An 18,094-nucleotide genomic window follows, 5' to 3' on the forward strand; every position below is an offset into this window, starting at 1 on the left:
TGTCCCGGACCGGGCGATGCCAGTCCAGCACAAATGACCACCGACCACAGGCTTCCGTACCCAGCCGCACGGCTCAGAGATTGTTCGAAATTCGCACTGGCGAGTCATATGATGGTGGTTTCGAGAACCGGAGCGCAGCGGCCATTGGTCCGTGAGCACGGGAAGCGCAGAACCACCTTCAGATGGCCGCCGGAGTAGAATTTCCAAACAATCTCTAGGCGAACTCCATGATCACCGCATCGACAGCCAGGCTGTCACCCGGCTTGGCGTTGAGCTTCGACACGACAAGATCGCGGTCGGCGCGCAGCACGTTTTCCATCTTCATCGCCTCGACCACGGCCAGCGTCTCGCCGGCCTTGACCTCCTGCCCCTCGGCAACCGCGATCGACACGACCAGGCCCGGCATCGGGCAAAGCAGCATCTTGGACGTGTCCGGCGCCACCTTCTCCGGCATCAGCCTTTCCAGTTCAGCCGTGCGCGGCAGCATGGCGCGTGCCCTCACCGACATGCCTTTCCAGGCAATGCGCAGGCCGTTCGGCGCCGGCCTGATCTGCGCCGTGACCTTGCGGGCACCGACAGTGCCGCGCCAGATGAGGTCGCCCGGCCGCCAGTCGGACGCCACCGTCAGCGCTTTGCCGCCATCGACCGACAGATCGATTTCCATCGGAATGGAGATCATGCCCTCGATGATCGAAGCCTGGAGATAGTCGTCGCCGAGCTTCACCACCCAATCGCGCTTGAGTGCGCCCGAATGCGGCGCCAGCCGCCCGCCCAGCCGGTCGAGCCGGTCGCGGCGCAGAAGCTCGACCGCGGTGGCGATCGCCGCCAGCACTGCCTTTTCATCGCCATTGGGCACGATCGGCGCGAAGCCGTCAGGATATTCCTCGGCGATGAAGCCCGTCGATATCCGCCCCTCGCGCCAGCGCGGATGCTGCATCAGCGCCGCCAGGAATGGAATGTTGTGCTCGATGCCGTCGACGACGAAACTGTCCAGCGCTTCCGACATGGCGTCGATTGCCGCCAGCCGTGTCGGCGCCCATGTGCAGAGTTTTGCCACCATCGGGTCATAGAACATCGAAATCTCGGAACCTTCGGTGACGCCGGTGTCGTTGCGGATGACGATGTCGCCGAACGTGCCCTCCTCCGGCGGCCGGTAGCGCGTCAAACGGCCGATCGAGGGCAGGAAATTGCGATAGGGATCCTCGGCATAGAGCCGGCTTTCCACCGCCCAGCCGTTCAGCTTGACGTCGCTCTGCTCGATCGCCAGCTTCTCGCCGGCGGCGACACGGATCATCTGCTCGACTAGGTCGATGCCGGTAACAAGCTCCGTCACCGGATGCTCGACCTGCAATCGTGTATTCATTTCAAGGAAATAGAAGTTCTTTTCAGCATCGACGATGAACTCGACGGTGCCGGCGCTCTGGTAGTCGACCGCCTTGGCCAGCGCCACGGCCTGCTCGCCCATGGCCTTGCGCGTCCTGGCATCGAGGAATGGCGACGGCGCCTCTTCCGCAACCTTCTGGTTCCGGCGCTGGATCGAGCATTCGCGCTCGCCGAGATAGAGGGCGGTGCCATGCGCGTCGGCCAGCACCTGGATTTCGATATGACGCGGATCGACGACGAACTTTTCGATGAAGACGCGGTCGTCGCCGAACGAGCTTTTCGCCTCCGAGCGCGCCCGGTCGAAGCCGTCGCGCACTTCCGACTGGCTCCAGGCAATGCGCATGCCTTTACCGCCGCCGCCGGCCGAGGCCTTGATCATCACGGGATAGCCGATCTCGCCGGCGATCTTTTCGGCATGGTCGGCATTTTCGATGACACCAAGCCAGCCCGGTACCGTCGACACTTCTGCGGCATTGGCGAACTTCTTCGATTCGATCTTGTCGCCCATCGCCTTGATCGCCTTGGCTTTTGGACCGATGAAGACCATGCCCTCAGCCTCAAGCGCTTCGCAGAAGGCGGCCCGCTCCGACAGAAAACCGTAGCCGGGATGCACGGCCTGCGCGCCCGTCTCCTTGCAGGCAGCGATGATCTTTTCAGGCAGAAGATAGCTTTGCGCGGCAGGCGATGGCCCGATATGCACGGCTTCGTCGGCCATTTCGACGTGCACGGCGTCGCGATCGGCGTCGGAATAGATCGCTACGGTGGCAATCCCCATCCTGCGCGCCGTCTTGATGACGCGGCAAGCAATCTCGCCGCGATTGGCGATCAGGATTTTCGTGAACATCGAAGGCGTTTCCTCGGTCTTTCGTCCTTCTTATGGGCTTCGGCAGCCGGGCTCAAGCACCGCCGGCAGCGCACCCATCAAGACACTCCCTGCCCGCCAGGCCCGTGCCGAGGGGCGAAGGTTGGGCTCGCCGACGACTGGGCCAAGATTTGCGCCATATTTGGTCGCCAAATCGGGTTGAAACAGTATAAAAACCCTGAAAGCCTGAAGACCAATCGCCTTGGGAGGAATTGCCTGATGAAAACCCGCGCCGCTGTCGCTGTCGCCGCCGGAAAGCCGCTGGAAATCATGGAGGTCGACCTCGACGGACCGCGCGAAGGCGAGGTGCTGGTCGAGATCAAGGCGACCGGCATCTGCCACACCGACGAGTTCACTTTGTCGGGCGCCGATCCCGAAGGTCTGTTTCCGGCAATCCTCGGCCATGAAGGCGCTGGCGTTGTCGTCGATGTCGGCAAGGGCGTCACCTCGGTCAAGAAGGGCGACCACGTCATCCCGCTCTACACGCCGGAATGCCGGCAGTGCCCGTCCTGCCTGTCGCGCAAGACCAATTTGTGCACCGCCATCCGCGCCACGCAGGGCCAGGGCCTGATGCCGGACGGCTCGTCGCGCTTCTCGATCGGCAAGGACAAGATCTTCCACTATATGGGCTGTTCGACCTTCTCCAATTTCACCGTTTTGCCCGAGATCGCCGTCGCCAAGGTCAACCCGGACGCGCCCTTCGACAAGATCTGCTACATTGGTTGCGGCGTCACCACCGGCATCGGCGCGGTCATCAACACCGCGAAGGTCGAGCAAGGCGCGACTGCTGTCGTCTTTGGTCTCGGTGGCATCGGCCTCAACGTCATCCAGGGCCTGAAACTCGCCGGCGCCGACATGATCATCGGTGTCGACCTCAACAACGACAAGAAGGCATGGGGCGAGCGCTTCGGCATGACGCATTTCGTCAATCCGAAGGAGATCGACGGCGACATCGTTCCTCACCTCGTCAACCTGACCAAGCGCGGCGCCGACCAGATCGGCGGCGCCGACTACACATTCGACTGCACCGGCAACACCAAGGTGATGCGCCAGGCGCTGGAAGCCTCGCATCGCGGCTGGGGCAAGTCGGTTATCATCGGCGTGGCCGGCGCCGGCCAGGAGATTTCGACCCGGCCGTTCCAGCTGGTCACCGGCCGCACCTGGATGGGCACCGCCTTCGGCGGCGCGCGCGGCCGCACCGACGTGCCGAAAATCGTCGACTGGTACATGGACGGCAAGATCCAGATCGACCCGATGATCACCCATTTGCTGAAGCTTGAGGACATCAACAAGGGTTTTGATCTCATGCATGAGGGCAAGTCGATCAGGAGCGTCGTCGTTTACTAAGTGCGATCAGCAAAAGTGGCGCCCGGTTTTGCGTCCGATCGCACACCAAACGGAGGAAGAACAAGCCGCCGACCGAAGGGCCAGCGACTGAAGTTGCACAGGTTCAACAAGGGAGGAAGACAATGCCTGAGAAACTGCATCCCAAAATCGACAATGGCTTGCCAAAGGAGAGCGCAAGCTTTGCCGGCGGCACGCTGGTCTGCGCCTGCACCAGCAAGCCGGTGAAGGTGACGGTCAAGGGCCAGATCGCCCACAACCATGCCTGCGGCTGCACCAAATGCTGGAAACCGGACGGCGCGGTGTTCTCGGTCGTGGCGGTCGCCGGCACTGGCGACGTCACCGTCACCGAGAATGGCGACAAGCTGAAGGTGGTCGATCCGGCAGCGTTGATCCAGCGTCATGCCTGCACCGGTTGCGGCGTCCACATGCACGGCCCGGTCGAGCGCGACCATCCGTTCAAGGGTCTGTCCTTCATCCATCCCGAGCGCTTCCAGGAAGACGGCTGGTCACCGCCGGGCTTCACCGCTTTCGTTTCGTCGATCATCGAATCCGGTGTCGACCCCAAGCGCATGGACGGCATCCGCGGCCAGTTGAAGTCGATCGGCCTCGAACCCTATGACTGTCTCAACCCCGGCCTGATGGATTACATAGCCACCTGGACGGCGAAGAAGTCGGGCGCGCTGCCGGCCTGACAGTACGAGATTTCTGGCATGGGGCCGGGTAACATGCCGGCCCCATGTCCGTTTTGGAGAGATAATGCCCGCACCCGCCATCTACGTCGACGCCGACGCCTGCCCGGTGAAAGCCGAGGTCGAGAAGGTCGCCGAGCGCCATGGCGTGGTCGTCACCTACGTCTCCAATGGCGGGCTGCGTCCGTCGCGCGATCCTATGATCCGCAACGTCGTCGTCTCTAAAAGCGCCGATGCCGCTGACGATTGGATCGTCGGGAACGCAAAACCCAACGACATCGTGATCACCGCCGACATCCCGCTTGCCGCTCGCACCGTGGCGCTCGGCGCGCATGTGCTTGGGCCAACCGGCCGGCCGTTCACGCCGGAGACCATCGGCATGGCGGTTGCAATGCGCGATTTGAAGCAGCATCTGCGCGAAACCGGCGAGAGCAAGGGCTACAATGCCAGCTTTGCGCCACAGGATCGCTCGCGTTTCCTGGGTGAGCTCGACCGTATCTTGCGGCGCGCCCTGAAATCCGTCACACCCGACCAGACGTGAAGCACCATCCGAGGTCGGGTATGGCCGACATATCGCCGAATATCCCCTTGCAGCGGCACAAGCAGTTCTTTGTGTCGCTAGCCGTCGGTCTGGTCGTATTTGCCGCGGTATTCCCTTTGATTGGATCGCTCCCCGTCTCCACGCGGCTTGCTTATTCGATCTCGATTGCCGCCGATTCCTTCTTCGTCGTCTTCATCGCGCTCGTCATCGCCAAGATGCCGCTGCTGTCCGGCCGCTATCTCAGCAAGAACGCGCGCGAACTGGACCTCCCAGTGCTGGGCATCTTTGCCATCACGCTCGGCATCGTCGCCATGGCCATCGTCCTGCTGTTCCTTTTGATCAATCACAAGGATCGCGACCCCATCGAACTCGGCTTCGCCATGCTGTCGATCCCGCTTGGCTGGTTCACCATCCATGCCATGGCCGCCCTCCACTATGCGCATGTCTACTGGATGGACGGCGACGCGATCGATACCGAAACCAAGAAGAAGATACCGGTCGGCGGCCTCGATTTTCCCGGCAGCAAACGGCCGGACGGTTGGGACTTTCTCTATTTCGCGACGGTGATCGGCATGACCGCGCAGACCGCCGACACCGCGATCACGACCTCGCATATGCGCCGCGTGGTGCTTGTCCATTCGATCCTGTCGTTCTTCTTCAACGCCGTCATCGTCGCCGCCGTCGTCAATCTCGCGGTGAGCCTCGGCAATTGAGTATCCGTGCCCGCGATAAACCCGTGCCCGTAATAAAAACGTGACCGCATGAAACATCGCTTTCGATAGCGACGTATTGGGAGGACAAGGACGAGCGCGGCCATCCCAGGATCGCGCAGCCGGAGGCGAGGAAAAGATGGAAACCATTACCATGAGTCAGCCCGGCGCAGGCGTCGATGCCGCCTCAACGAAGGATGCGACGCTGATCTACCGGCAATCGCGCTGGACCCGCCTGACGCACTGGCTGTGGGCGATCTCGCTGTTCTTCATGCTTTTGTCCGGCCTGCAGATCTTCAATGCCCGGCCGCAGCTCTACATCGGCAAGCAATCCGGCTTCGAGTACAACAACACCGTCTTTGCCATCGGCGCCGAAAACACCGCCACCGGCCCGCGCGGCTATACCGAAATCTTCGGCCATCGCTTCGACACCACAGGCGTGCTCGGCTGGTCGGGCCCGGCCCGGCAGCAAACGTCGCGTGCCTTCCCGTCCTGGGCGACAATCCCGTCCTATTACGATCTCGGCACCGCCCGCGTTGTGCATTTCTTCTTCGCCTGGATACTGACAACCACCTTGGTTGTCTGGCTGGTCGCCAGCCTGGTCAACGGCCATCTGCGCCGCGATCTGGCGCCGCGCCTTGACGATCTCAAGCGGCTGCCGCAGGACATCATCGAGCACGCCAAGCTCAGGTTCCACCACACACGCGAATACAACACGCTGCAGAAAATGGCCTATGGCGGCGTACTGTTCGTGCTGTTGCCACTCATGATCATCACCGGCCTTGCCATGTCGCCGAGCATGAACTCGGTGCTGCCCTGGCTCAACGAACTGCTCGGCGGAAGGCAGACGGCGCGCACCATCCATTTCACGGTGATGGTGCTGCTGGTCGGCTTTTTCATCGTCCATATGATGATGATCCTCGCCGCCGGCCCGATCAACGAACTGCGCTCGATCATCACCGGCTGGTACCGCACCGATCCGCCAAGGCATGGCGACACCGAGAGGAGTGCGTGAGATGGCCAAATTCCAGATCAGCCGCCGAAAGTTCCTGACGGGCGCCGGCCTCGGCGTTTCCGGCATCATGTTGTCGGGCTGCGATGCCTTCGACAGCCAGCTCGGCATGGGCGACGGCCTGCGCAGTTTCCTCGAAAACGCCAATGGCCTGACCTACCGCGCGCAACGCTGGCTTGCCGGCCGCGATGCTCTGGCGCCGGAATTCACCGAGGCCGACATCCGCCAGCCGCAGCGGCCGAACGGCGTCACCGCGCCCGACGATGACACCTACAAGGGCCTGCTCGCCAACAATTTCGCCGACTGGCGGCTGGAGGTAACGGGCCTGGTCGAAAAGCCGCTGTCGCTCAGCCGCGAGCAGTTGGAGAACATGCCGAGCCGCACGCAGATCACCCGCCACGACTGTGTCGAAGGCTGGAGCTGCATCGCCAAATGGACCGGCACCCCGCTGTCGCTGGTGCTCGACCAGGCTGTGGTCAAGCCGCAGGCCCGCTATGTCATGTTCCACTGCCTCGATACGATCGATCGCAGCCTCTCCGGGGAAATCAAATATTACGGCACCATCGACCTGATCGATGCCCGCCACCCGCAGACGATCCTCGCCTACGGCCTCAACGGCAAGCCGCTGCCGGTCGAAAACGGCGCGCCGCTGCGCGTGCGCGTCGAACGACAGCTCGGCTACAAGATGCCGAAGTATCTCTACAAGATCGAGCTCGTCGACAGTTTTGCCAATATCGGCGGCAGCCGCGGCGGCTATTGGGAAGACAATGGCTATGACTGGTATGGCGGGATTTGATGGCCTCGCATTCTGACCGAGCACGATCTGACTCCGACCGAACCGAGCTTGCCTGAGGAAGCCGGTTTCGAGCGCGTGGCCGAACTTGGCGATTGGCCTGAAGACACTCCAATATCGTCCTCTGCAAAACGGTCGCAGAAAACGGCGCGGCTTAAGCAACCTTGTCGAGCAGTGGCTTGAGCGCCGGATGTATCTCCGGCGAGGCGAGTTTGATCAGCGTCAGCAGCGCGCGTTCATTGTCACGCAGCGGGCGGTCGGTGCCGATGCGATCGGCCAGCCATTTCGGCTCGCTGGCGTCGATCGTCTCGGCGCGGCGCGCGAGTGCCTCGGCGGCACGGTTCTTCGACTCCCATTCGGCCTCGATATCGCCGGGCGAACGATAGGCTTCCATGATGCCGGCCAGTCCGCCCGACACCATGCGGCTGAAGAAGCCACCAATTTCGGGCTCGACCTGGTCCAAGAAACTGTCACGACGCAGCGCCACATCGCGCGTCGGCGCTTCGTAGCCGGCCGAACACATGACGAAATTGGCGAGCGCCTTGACGAACAGGTCGTTCCAAGACGGGTCGTTGTGGGCCGCTGCGGTCTGCTCGTTGATCTGGAACAGCACCTCGGCCTCAACCCGTGTGATGGCGATGTTACCGTCGCCGCCATAGGCATGGAGAATGCGGCGCAACAGATCGACCTCTGCCTTGGCGACCAGCCCGGGAACCAGCGCGCCGCCGAGCATCAGTGGTCCCTTGCCGTCGACCACCGCGTTGGCGACCTGCTCGAGCGCATAGGCGGAGAGCCGGCCGGGCGATGATTTCGCCCTTTCCAGCACATGCACCAGCAGCTCCAGTTCGGTCACACTGTCGACCATTCCGTCGCGCGAGATGGTCTGGATCAGCCAACCGGCATTGTCTTCAGAGATATAGCCTGCCGGCTTTTCCTGGTGGACGATGTAGTCGGTAACGGCCTCGACGAAGAATTCAGGCCATTGCGGACATTTGTCCGTCGCTGTCGCATCGAGCGCGAACAGTGCTTCAGCCTCGCCGCGCGTCACCACGCCGTCGGCGAACACTTCGCGACGCAGCATGACGACATCTTCCGCCGTGATGCGGTCCTTCGAGGCCAGCCCCGCCACCGGCGCGCTCCCGATCCGTTCGCCCATCTGTCAATCCCCATCCGCCGTGCCCAACGCAATTGCCGGCCAAACCGTCAGCCCAGAATATCGCCATTGTCTTGAAAAACCGGCAAACGGCGTGGTTAGCGAAGACTGTAAAGACGACGCGCTTTACGTGTCGCTGGCAGGTGACAAGGTGTCGCCGACAAGCTATGGATGGCGCGTCGAGGGCTTAAGTTTTGAGTCCTACCTGTTTGCGGGAGAGAGCAGCGCGAGCTGCCGCCGAAGGGGAAATCGCCCGAAATCTCTCAGGCAAAAGAACCGTAGACGGGAAAGACACTCTGGAAAGTCGGGGCTTGCCCCCGCGCCGAAGGTGTAAGCGTCGCCGACAGAGTTCCGGTTGCGCGAGTCTCTCAGGCTTCAGACAGAGGGGCACGGACTGGTCGCCAGCAGCGGCCGATTGCGTGCGACTCTGGAGATGACATGACGGGCGACGACACCAAACACCTTCCTCTCGAAGATCTGCACACCGCCGCCGGCGCACGCTTTGGCGCCTTTGCGGGCTGGTCGATGCCGCTGACCTATCCGGCCGGCGTGATGAAGGAGCACCTTCACACCCGCGAACATGCCGGCCTGTTCGACATTTCGCATATGAAGCTGTTCGCTGTCAGCGGACCGGGCGCTGCGGCACTGCTCAACCGCGCCAGTCCGCTCGATGCCGGCGCGCTTGAGATTTCACAGTCCAAATATAGTTTCTTCCTCAACGAGGCCGCCGGGATCATCGACGATCTGATCGTCACCCGGCTCGGCGCCGAGCGCTTCATGGTGGTCGCCAACGCCGGGAATGCGGTCGAGGACGAGAAGCATTTGCGTGCGCTGGCCGCGGACTTCGACGTCAAAGTCGATGCGCTCGACCGCGTCTTCCTGGCGATCCAGGGGCCGGAAGCCTGGGCTGCCTTGTCCCGCGCCGGCATCGAGACCGGCTCACTCTTGTTCATGCATGGCATCGAGCCGAAGCAAAACTGGTTCATGAGCCGCTCCGGCTACACCGGCGAGGACGGCTTCGAGATCGGCCTGCCGGAGGCGGATGCGCGCGCTCTGGTCACGAAACTGCTCGAGGACGAGCGTGTGTTGTGGATCGGCCTTGCTGCCCGCGACTCGCTGCGGTTGGAGGCCGGCCTGTGCCTGCACGGCCAGGACATCACGCCGGAGATCGATCCGGCCAGTGCCGGCCTGATGTGGGCGATCCCCAAAGATCTCCGCGCCGGCGGGTCCTTCATCGGCGCCGATGCGCTGCGGTCCATCCTGGAGCGCGGGCCGTCGCAAAAGCGCGTCGGCCTGAAGCCGGACGGCCGCCAGCCGGTGCGCGCCGGCGCTGCTTTGTTCGATGCCGACGGCGATCCGGCCGGCCACGTGACATCAGGCGGCTTCGGCCCCTCGGCCGGCCATCCCGTCGCCATGGGCTACGCCACAACGCCCCTGGCCAACCCGGGCACGAAACTCTTCGCCGATGTTCGCGGGACGAAAATCCCGGTCGATATCAGTTCCTTGCCCTTCACTCCTCATCGCTACCGCAAAGGATAATTCCGATGGCAAAAACCTATTTCACACAAGATCACGAATGGCTGAGCGTCGAGGGAGGCATCGCCACCGTCGGGATAACCGACTATGCGCAGGAACAGCTTGGCGATCTCGTCTTCGTCGAACTGCCTCAAATCGGCACGAAGCTCAGCAAGGGCGATACCGCCGTGGTCGTCGAATCCGTCAAGGCGGCCTCCGACGTCTATGCGCCGGCTGACGGCGAGATCACCGACGCCAACGGCGCGCTGTCCTCGGACCCGTCGCTGGTCAACTCCGCGGCGACCGGCGACGGCTGGCTGTGGAAGATGAAGCTCGCCGACGAAGGCCAGCTCGCAGGCCTCATGGATGAGGCTGCCTACAAAGCCCATATCGGTTGATATCAGGACCTATTGCCATGAGCGCAGCACTTACCCCCTTCTCGGCCCGCCACATCGGTCCTGATGTAAACGATGTCAGAGCCATGCTTGCCGTGATCGGCGTTCCCTCCGTCGAGACGCTGATCAGCCAGGCTGTGCCGCAGTCGATCCGCCTCGATCTGCCGCTGACCCTTCCCGCGCCGGCGAGCGAAGCCGAAGCGCTGGCCGAATTGTCGGCGATCATGGCAAAAAACACGGTGCTGAAGAGCTTCATCGGCGCCGGCTATCACGGCGTCCACGTGCCGCCGGTCATCCAGCGCAACCTGTTCGAGAACCCGGCCTGGTACACCGCCTATACGCCCTACCAGGCCGAGATCAGCCAGGGCCGCCTGGAAATGCTGTTCAACTTCCAGACCCTGGTCACCGAATTGACCGGCCTGCCGGTGGCTTCGGCCTCCCTGCTCGACGAAGCGACGGCGGTGGCCGAAGCGGTCGGCATCGCGCTGCGCCATCATCGCGACAAGCGCACCAAGGTAGCGCTGGCCGGCACGCCGCATCCGCAGACGCTGGACGTCGTGCGCACCCGCGCCGAGCCGCTCGGCATCGAGATCGATGGCGAGACCATCGACGACAACACCGCCGCCCTGCTGGTCTCCTGGCCGGACACGTTTGGCGTCTATGGCGACCACAAGGCGGCGATCGAGAAGGCTCGCGCCACCGGCGCCGTGGTCGTCTTCATCGCCGATCCGCTTGGTCTCACGCTGACCGACGCGCCGGCCAGGCTTGGCGCCGACATCGCCGTCGGCCCGATGCAGCGCTTTGGCGTGCCGATGGGCTTTGGCGGCCCGCACGCCGCCTATTGCGCCGTCTCCGACAAGCTGACCCGGCTGATGCCCGGCCGCCTCGTCGGGCAGTCGATAGACAGCAAGGGCCGTCCCGGCTATCGCCTCGCCCTGCAGACGCGCGAACAGCATATCCGCCGCGACAAGGCGACCTCCAACATCTGCACCGCGCAGGCGCTGCTTGCCAACATGGCGACCGCCTATGCGATCTGGCACGGCCCCACTGGTTTGCAGGCGATCGCAGCGCGCATCCATGAGCTCGCCAACCGCCTCGCAGCAGGCCTGAAAACCGCTGGTGTTTCCGTGCTCGGCTCAAGCCGTTTCGACACGGTGACGGCCGAAGTGAAGGGCAAGGCAGCTTCGATCGCCGCTGCCGCTGAAAAAGGTGGCCGGCTGCTGCGCGTCATCGATGCCGACCGCATCAGCATCGCCTTCGACGAAACCTCGACCGAGGCGGATCTCGAGGCTATCGCCGCCCTGTTCGGCGCCAAGTCCGGCGCTACTGAGGCCGGCGCGATGCCCGGCAAGCCGCGCGGCAAGGAGTTTCTGACCCAGCCGGTTTTCCGCGAAAACCACTCCGAGACCGACATGATGCGCCTGCTGCGCAGGCTAGCCGACAAGGATTTGGCGCTCGACCGCACCATGATCCCGCTGGGCTCCTGCACCATGAAGCTCAACGCGGCGGCCGAAATGATGCCGGTCAGCTGGCCTGTTGTCGCCAACCTCCATCCCTTCGCGCCGGCCAGCCATTCGGCCGGCTATCGCGCCATGGTCGGCGAGCTGGAAGGCTGGCTGGCGGAGATCACCGGCTTCGACGCCGTCAGCCTGCAGCCCAATGCCGGCAGCCAAGGCGAATATGCCGGCCTGCTCGCCATCCGCGCCTATCACCGTTCGCGTGGCGAAGGCCATCGCACCATCTGCCTGATCCCCCAGTCCGCGCATGGCACCAATCCCGCGAGTGCGGCGATGGCCGGCATGAGCGTCGTCGTCGTGCGTTGCCTGGAGGACGGCAATATCGACATGGACGATATGCGGGCCAAGGCCAACGAGCATTCGAAGAATCTCGCAGCCCTGATGTTCACCTATCCCTCGACGCACGGCGTCTACGAAGAAGGCGCGCGCCACCTGTGCGCTCTCATTCACGAGCATGGCGGCCAGGTCTATTTCGACGGCGCCAACCTTAACGCGCTGGTCGCCCTGGCGCGGCCCGCCGATATCGGCGCCGATGTCTGCCACATGAACCTGCACAAAACCTTCTGCATCCCGCATGGCGGCGGCGGTCCGGGCGTCGGTCCGATCGGCGTCAGGGCGCATCTGAAACCCTATCTGCCGGGTCATGTCACCGAAGGCTCGGCGCATGCCGTGTCGGCCGCACCGTTCGGCAGCGCTTCCATCCTGCCGATCACCTGGATGTACATCCGCATGATGGGCGCCGCCGGCCTGAAGCAGGCGACGGAGACGGCGATCATCTCGGCCAATTATGTGGCGACGCGGCTCGCGCCGCACTTCCCGCTTCTCTACAAGGGCAGGCACGATCGCATCGCGCATGAATGCATCCTCGACACGCGCGTGCTCAAGGAGAGCGCCGGCATCAGCGTCGATGATATCGCCAAGCGGCTGATCGACTACGGCTTTCACGCGCCGACCATGTCGTTCCCTGTCGCCGGCACGCTGATGGTCGAGCCGACCGAATCCGAGCCCAAGCGCGAACTCGACCGGTTCTGCGAGGCGATGATCGCCATTGCCGGCGAGGCAGCGAAAGTGGCGAAGGGCGAATGGCCGCTCGAGGACAACCCGCTGGTCAATGCCCCGCACACGGCGGCCGAAACCCTTGCCGGCCAGTGGACCCACCCCTATTCGCGGCTGGAAGCGGCCTACCCCGCCGGCGATGTCGATACGGCGGCCAAATACTGGCCGCCGGTTTCGCGCATCGACAATGTCGCCGGCGACCGCAACCTCGTCTGCTCCTGCCCGCCGCTGTCGGAATATCTCGGCGCCGCCGAATAACACTCTGGCCTGTCAGGCTGAGCGCAGGGCCGGTCCGTCGGCTTTGCCGTTGAGGACAAGCACGCGATTTCGCCCGGCGTTCTTGGCCGCGTAGAGCGCCCGGTCGGCCTCGGCCAGCACTTCATCCAGGCTGCTGCCGTCTTCCTTGCCAAAGCCAATGCCGCCGCTGACGCTGCTGCGCAACGGCCCGCGCGGCGTCGGCACCACTTCCGTGCCGAAGGCGACGCCGATCCTGCTGGCGAAATCGTAGGCCTTGTCTTCGGTCATCCGAGACATGACCAACGCGAACTCCTCGCCGCCCAGCCGGAAGGCGTCGACGCCAACCCTGTCATACTTCTTGACGACTGCGGCGAAACGGCAGAGCACCCGATCGCCGACGGGATGGCCATAGACATCGTTGGTTCGCTTGAAGTGGTCGAGGTCGAACATGGCGACCGACATGAACGGGCCGAAGACGCGCTCGCGATAGAGCGAGTTCAAAGCCCGCCGGTTCATCAGACCGGTCAACGGGTCGGTCAGGGTCTCGGCCTTCAGTTCGATCTGTGCCTGCAGATGATGCAGCGACAGCGTCAGCGCGCCGAGAGCCGTCATGCAGGCGACCGCCACGACCGAATTCAACCGCTCGGCCCAATTGTCGGGTGCGACGCCGAGCACCCACTGGGCCCTTGACCAGAAGCACGGCGCCGCAGAGCCCGAAGGATACGCCGCAGACGCCGCTTAGCGCCGAAACGACCAGCAGAATGCCGCGATCCTGACCGCCCTTGATCCAGAACATCACCCCGATCGAGGCGAGCAGCACTGTTACCGTCGTATAGGTGAGGATGAAGCCGACACCATCGAAACCGAGATAGGTCACGCCGGCGCAGACAGCGATCGCGAGCATGGCCGGCAGGACAGCGCGGCTGTAATTGCGCACACCAAGATATTGCATGGCCGAAAGTGAAAGCGCCAGGAAACCGAGGCTGAGCAGCGCCGACGCTGCCTGACAAAGCAACGGACTGGGCCTCCCTCGTGTAGCGCCAGAAGACGATGACGTGGGCGACAAGGACGAGAATGCCGCACGCAACCGTCAGCACGAAGCGTGCACGCGGCGCCGTGAACCAGATCACAAACATGGTGACGCTCAGGCATGTGCCCGACAGCGCAGCCGCCAGCAATAGCGAACTGAAATCCAGCATGGATGAGCGGCAACCTTTGGGATCTTCGATTTGTGGCGCATCATAGGCATGCAACCGGCCGGAGATACCGTTTTCGGCCGGTTTTCAAAGCAACCTGCCGACAGGGTTTACAAAGCGTCGACTGCCGTCCCGCGAAGCTCGGCACGCGAGTGTCCCTAGTCTCAGCCCTTGTTGAGCAGCGCCAGATTGGCGTTGATCACGCTCGGGTCGGCCATGCCGGCCCTTGCTTCCATGAGCAGCGCTCTCGCCTTCTTCTTGTTGCCGCGCAGCAGCTGCGAATAGCCCATATTGTTGACAATCTGCGGCTTGCGCCCGGCAACCTTCAAAAGCTGGTCGTAGGCGCGGTCGGCGAAGTCGAAGCGGCCGAGTTCGTCATAGGAGGCGGCAAGCCCCATCCATCCCTCGGCACTGTCGGCCTTCAGTTCCACGGCCTTGCGGAAATGCTGTTCGGCAAGGCCGTAATTGGCCTCGCGGAACTGCGCCTTGCCTTGCGCAAGGTCGGAGGTGCTGACGTCTTTTGCCACCGGTTGGATCGATGTGGTCTTGGTTTTGTCGACGTTGTCGGTCGTGCAGCCGCCGACCATCAAGACCGCCGCTAGCGCGGCCATTGCCGTGAAACTTCTGTGACGCATGCCCCTGGCCCCAATCGCCCGATTTACCGGGTCGTTCTCTGAGGAAGCAGACTACAACAGGGCGATTAAACTTCAGTGCGGAAACGCGCCTAAAATTTGGTTTCGGGCACAGAAGCCATTAACCAGCCGAAGCCTATTCCGGCTCCAGCGCCTTGAGCCCCGCCGGAAACTGATAGCGCCTGCCGTCGTAGCGCAGCCGGTAGGTTCGTTTCATGGACCTGCCGGGATGGGACTGGCACTCGCCATTCTTGTCGACAGACGGATTGTCGGTGTCCAACCGCTCGAACACTGTGATGTCGTGATAGCCGTGATGTCTCGCCGGGCTCATCGCCAGGCTGACCCGGTTGGATTGAAAGGATCCTGCGCAATTGGTGTCGCCTTCGCCGCCAAAGCCGGCCACGATGATGCCGTCGAGCACCAGGCGCAGAGCACCGCCGTCAAGGGCATAGAGCCGCAGGTCGGTTTCACTGAAAGGATTCGGCTGCGAATGGGTTGCCATGTCGATGCGCAGGCCGAAGGCGCCGACATCGGGCGCCAATCTGTAGCGCCCGGTATCGAAGTCGATCTCGCGGATGCCGACGGCATCATCGGTCATCAGCCCGGGCTGGAGCAGGCGCTGGCGCACCTGCCGGGTCTTCCTGTCGACGACCAGAAGCTCGACATCGCCGAAATGCCCGTCGTCGCTGGATTGGGAGCTGTCGATCAGCGGCACGGCGACCAACAACAGGTCGTCATGGGCGGGCCAGATCTTGCAGACCACGCCGAATGGCGCATCGCCATCCCAAAGCGTCTGGGCGATGCTGGTATGAGGTTCGAGCGTGAAGGAGGCGCCATCGGCACTCTTTTGGGCCTTGGGATATGCCTGCTGCACCAGAGCGGCAGCGTCGCCGCAATCGTCGGCCGCGGCCGAGGCCGGCGACAGACTGGCCGCGGCGAGGCCGAGGAAGGCGGTGCACAAGACTATTCGCATGGACGGCTCACTCATTTTGCTTTTTGCGGATTTTGCCGAAGGAGAGCGGCCAAACCGGCCGGATATGACATCCAGGCGAAGCGTAGTTGAAGTGAGTAACCGCAGAAAGCCGCCGGGCGGCCACTTGGTATCTACTGCCTTGGTATCTACTGAACCGCCGTCATTTTGACGATGATCGGGATGACGGCGATCATCAACACCACCGGCAGGATGCACACCACCACCGGCACCGACATCTTGGCCGGCAAGGCATGTGCCTTCTCCTCGGCCAACGACATGCGCTTGTGGCGCATTTCGTCGGAGAACACGCGCAGCGCCCCGGCGAGGCTGGTGCCGAGTTCCTTCGACTGCTGCAAGAGCGTGGCGAAGGAGCGCACCTCGTCCAGGCTGAGGCGGTCGGCGAGCGCCTTCAATGCATCGTCGAGGCTGCGGCCGGCCCTGAGTTCCAGCGACACCAGCTGCAGATTCTGGCTCAGCGACGGATAGGTCTTGGCCAGTTCCCTCGAGACGCGCTCGATGCCGGCCTCCATGCTCATGCCGGCATCGGAGCAGACGATCATCAAATCCATGAAGTCGGGAAAGCCGTTGCGGTATTCGCGCATCTTTTCCCGCACCTTCTGGCTGAGCACCAGGCCGGGCACGAAATAGCCGGCGGCTCCCGACAGGATGATGAAGGTCCAGCGGCTGGTCGCGGTGGAATCGGCGCTGCCCATCCAATGGTTGACCAGGAACGCGCCGATCGCTGCGCCCACCAGGCAGGCGAAGCGGATCAGGAAGAATGTGCCGACCGCGCGCGGCTCCATATAGCCCGCCTGGATCAGCTTCATACGCAACCGGGCGACATTTTCCGGATCGCTCTTGGCGTAGAATTCCTGCGCCCGCTTCACCGCCTTCTCGCGCACGACGCTCTGGTTCTTCTTCGGCGCCACCTCGGCCTGTTGGGGAGTCTTGCTGTCGTCGATCTTGAGCCGGCGCTTGAGATCGTTGCGGTCGCCTTTGGCCACCACCAGCGGCCATGCCACCGCGCTGCCGCCCAATGCCAGCAGCATCGCGGCTACCGGCATCAGCGACGTCGGCGCCAGCGAGGCAAGAAACTGGATCACCTGCTCCATCTCAGAACCGGAAGTTCGACATCTTGAACATGATGATGTTGCCCAGCATCAGCCATGTCACCGAACCGCCCAGCAGATACCAAGTCTTCGGCACATCCCAGACGCTTTGATAAAATTGCGGCATCATCACCATGATGGCGGCGAACAGCAGCGCCGGCACCGCCGTCAGGATATAGGCCGACATACGACCCTCGGTCGAAATGGCGCGCACCTTGCGGCGCAGCTTGCCGCGTTCGCGGATCGTCGTCGACAGCCCGTCGAGGATCTCGCGCAGATTGCCGCCCGAACTCGTCTGGATGGAAACCGCGGTGACGAACAGCGGCAGATCCTCCTGGCCGACGCGATCAAACAGTGAATTCAACGCCGAAACCAGGTCGGAACCATAAGTCACCTCGTCGGAGATAACGCCGAATTCGGTGCCGATCGGATCGGGCATCTCGCGCGACACCATCGAGATCGCCACCGGAACCGGATGCCCGGCCTTCAAGCCGCGCGTGATCAATTCCAGCGCCTCCGGCAACTGCACGCCGAAACGCTTCACCCGCCGGGCACGCTTGGAGCGCAGCACAATTACCGGCAGCAGCGCTGTCAGCACCACAAACAGCAAAATGGCGAGCAACAGCGGCAGGCCGTACCAGAGCGCGACGAGCATCATCGCCAGCGCCACGCCCGTCGTCATCGTCAGGAATTTCGGCAAGGGCATCACCATGCCAGACTGCGTGCGCAGCGCGCGAAAACGGTCGGGCGAGAAGGATGACGTGCCGGAATCGAGGCCGCGTTCCTTGCGCAGCTGGATCAGCACCTGTTCCTGGCTGATCTTGTTTTCCTGCAGCTTCATGCGCCGGTTGATAGCCAGGCGCTTGTCGCTGCGGCCGGCATAGAGCAGATAGCAGCCTTCGGCGATCATGATGCCGGTCAGCGCTGCCGCGGCATAGACGACATAGATCGGGCTGAAATTCTCGAACACCCGG

16 protein-coding genes and 1 riboswitch are annotated in these 18,094 nt (G+C 63.1%); of the genes, 9 read left to right on the forward strand and 7 right to left on the reverse strand.

Going from position 1 to position 18,094, the window contains the following annotated elements; genetic code table 11:
• Positions 1–214: 214 nt before the first annotated feature.
• Positions 215–2,227, reverse strand: a complete 2,013-nt coding sequence (locus X726_RS165760; protein ID WP_023667585.1) for an acetyl/propionyl/methylcrotonyl-CoA carboxylase subunit alpha — start codon at positions 2,225–2,227, stop codon at positions 215–217.
• A 237-nt stretch (positions 2,228–2,464) separates the two neighbouring features.
• Between X726_RS165760 and X726_RS165755 the strand changes: the two genes are divergently transcribed.
• The 6 genes from X726_RS165755 to X726_RS165730 all read left to right on the forward strand — a co-directional run bounded on the left by X726_RS165755 (position 2,465) and on the right by X726_RS165730 (position 7,340).
• Positions 2,465–3,592, forward strand: coding sequence for an S-(hydroxymethyl)glutathione dehydrogenase/class III alcohol dehydrogenase (locus tag X726_RS165755; protein ID WP_023667586.1), 1,128 nt, complete (start codon positions 2,465–2,467; stop codon positions 3,590–3,592).
• 122 nt (positions 3,593–3,714) lie between these two features.
• Positions 3,715–4,284 carry an S-(hydroxymethyl)glutathione synthase gene (gene gfa, locus X726_RS165750; RefSeq protein ID WP_023667587.1) on the forward strand — a complete coding sequence of 190 codons (570 nt, stop codon included), beginning with the start codon at positions 3,715–3,717 and terminating at the stop codon, positions 4,282–4,284.
• A gap of 64 nt (positions 4,285–4,348) precedes the next feature.
• Positions 4,349–4,822, forward strand: coding sequence for a YaiI/YqxD family protein (locus tag X726_RS165745; RefSeq protein ID WP_023667588.1), 474 nt, complete (start codon positions 4,349–4,351; stop codon positions 4,820–4,822).
• A gap of 20 nt (positions 4,823–4,842) precedes the next feature.
• A complete protein-coding gene (locus X726_RS165740) occupies positions 4,843–5,535 on the forward strand; it encodes a DUF1345 domain-containing protein (protein WP_023667589.1) in 693 nt (230 codons plus the stop codon).
• A 136-nt stretch (positions 5,536–5,671) separates the two neighbouring features.
• Positions 5,672–6,547, forward strand: a complete 876-nt coding sequence (locus tag X726_RS165735) for a cytochrome b/b6 domain-containing protein (RefSeq protein WP_023667590.1) — start codon at positions 5,672–5,674, stop codon at positions 6,545–6,547.
• Position 6,548: 1 nt separating this feature from the next.
• Entirely contained in the window at positions 6,549–7,340 is a 792-nt protein-coding gene (locus tag X726_RS165730; RefSeq protein WP_023667591.1) for a molybdopterin-binding protein, read from the forward strand.
• Positions 7,341–7,491: 151 nt separating this feature from the next.
• Here the strand turns inward: X726_RS165730 and X726_RS165725 are convergent, their stop codons facing one another.
• Positions 7,492–8,493: a hypothetical protein gene (locus X726_RS165725; protein ID WP_023667592.1), complete on the reverse strand. Its 1,002-nt coding sequence runs from the start codon at positions 8,491–8,493 to the stop codon at positions 7,492–7,494.
• A 199-nt stretch (positions 8,494–8,692) separates the two neighbouring features.
• Positions 8,693–8,779: riboswitch (glycine riboswitch) on the forward strand.
• Between the two features lie 149 nt (positions 8,780–8,928).
• On the opposite strand from X726_RS165725, the gene gcvT reads away from it, so the two are divergent.
• From gcvT to gcvP, 3 genes are read left to right on the forward strand one after another with little or no spacing between them, the layout of a single operon-like run.
• Positions 8,929–10,029 (forward strand): glycine cleavage system aminomethyltransferase GcvT, encoded by a 1,101-nt coding sequence (gene gcvT / locus X726_RS165720; RefSeq protein ID WP_023667593.1) that lies wholly within the window; start codon positions 8,929–8,931, stop codon positions 10,027–10,029.
• A gap of 5 nt (positions 10,030–10,034) precedes the next feature.
• The gene (gene gcvH, locus X726_RS165715; protein ID WP_023667594.1) at positions 10,035–10,403 is read left to right on the forward strand and encodes a glycine cleavage system protein GcvH; all 369 of its coding nucleotides are present in this window, start codon (positions 10,035–10,037) and stop codon (positions 10,401–10,403) included.
• Between the two features lie 17 nt (positions 10,404–10,420).
• Positions 10,421–13,231, forward strand: coding sequence for an aminomethyl-transferring glycine dehydrogenase (gene gcvP / locus X726_RS165710; RefSeq protein ID WP_023667595.1), 2,811 nt, complete (start codon positions 10,421–10,423; stop codon positions 13,229–13,231).
• A 12-nt stretch (positions 13,232–13,243) separates the two neighbouring features.
• Here the strand turns inward: gcvP and X726_RS1000000171430 are convergent, their stop codons facing one another.
• The 5 genes from X726_RS1000000171430 to X726_RS165690 all read right to left on the reverse strand — a co-directional run bounded on the left by X726_RS1000000171430 (position 13,244) and on the right by X726_RS165690 (position 18,090).
• Complete coding sequence (locus X726_RS1000000171430; protein ID WP_245272017.1) at positions 13,244–13,885, reverse strand: GGDEF domain-containing protein; 642 nt, start codon at positions 13,883–13,885, stop codon at positions 13,244–13,246.
• A 685-nt stretch (positions 13,886–14,570) separates the two neighbouring features.
• Positions 14,571–15,041, reverse strand: coding sequence for a hypothetical protein (locus X726_RS165705; RefSeq protein WP_023667596.1), 471 nt, complete (start codon positions 15,039–15,041; stop codon positions 14,571–14,573).
• Positions 15,042–15,174: 133 nt separating this feature from the next.
• Positions 15,175–16,227: a hypothetical protein gene (locus X726_RS165700; protein WP_245272019.1), complete on the reverse strand. Its 1,053-nt coding sequence runs from the start codon at positions 16,225–16,227 to the stop codon at positions 15,175–15,177.
• Positions 16,158–17,123 carry a type II secretion system F family protein gene (locus tag X726_RS165695; protein ID WP_023667598.1) on the reverse strand — a complete coding sequence of 322 codons (966 nt, stop codon included), beginning with the start codon at positions 17,121–17,123 and terminating at the stop codon, positions 16,158–16,160. Before X726_RS165695 ends, X726_RS165700 begins: the two co-directional genes overlap by 70 nt.
• A gap of 1 nt (position 17,124) precedes the next feature.
• Positions 17,125–18,090, reverse strand: a complete 966-nt coding sequence (locus X726_RS165690) for a type II secretion system F family protein (RefSeq protein WP_023667599.1) — start codon at positions 18,088–18,090, stop codon at positions 17,125–17,127.
• Positions 18,091–18,094 lie beyond the last annotated feature (4 nt).

This window comes from Mesorhizobium sp. LSJC285A00 (assembly GCF_000503155.1).
GTDB lineage: Bacteria > Pseudomonadota > Alphaproteobacteria > Rhizobiales > Rhizobiaceae > Mesorhizobium.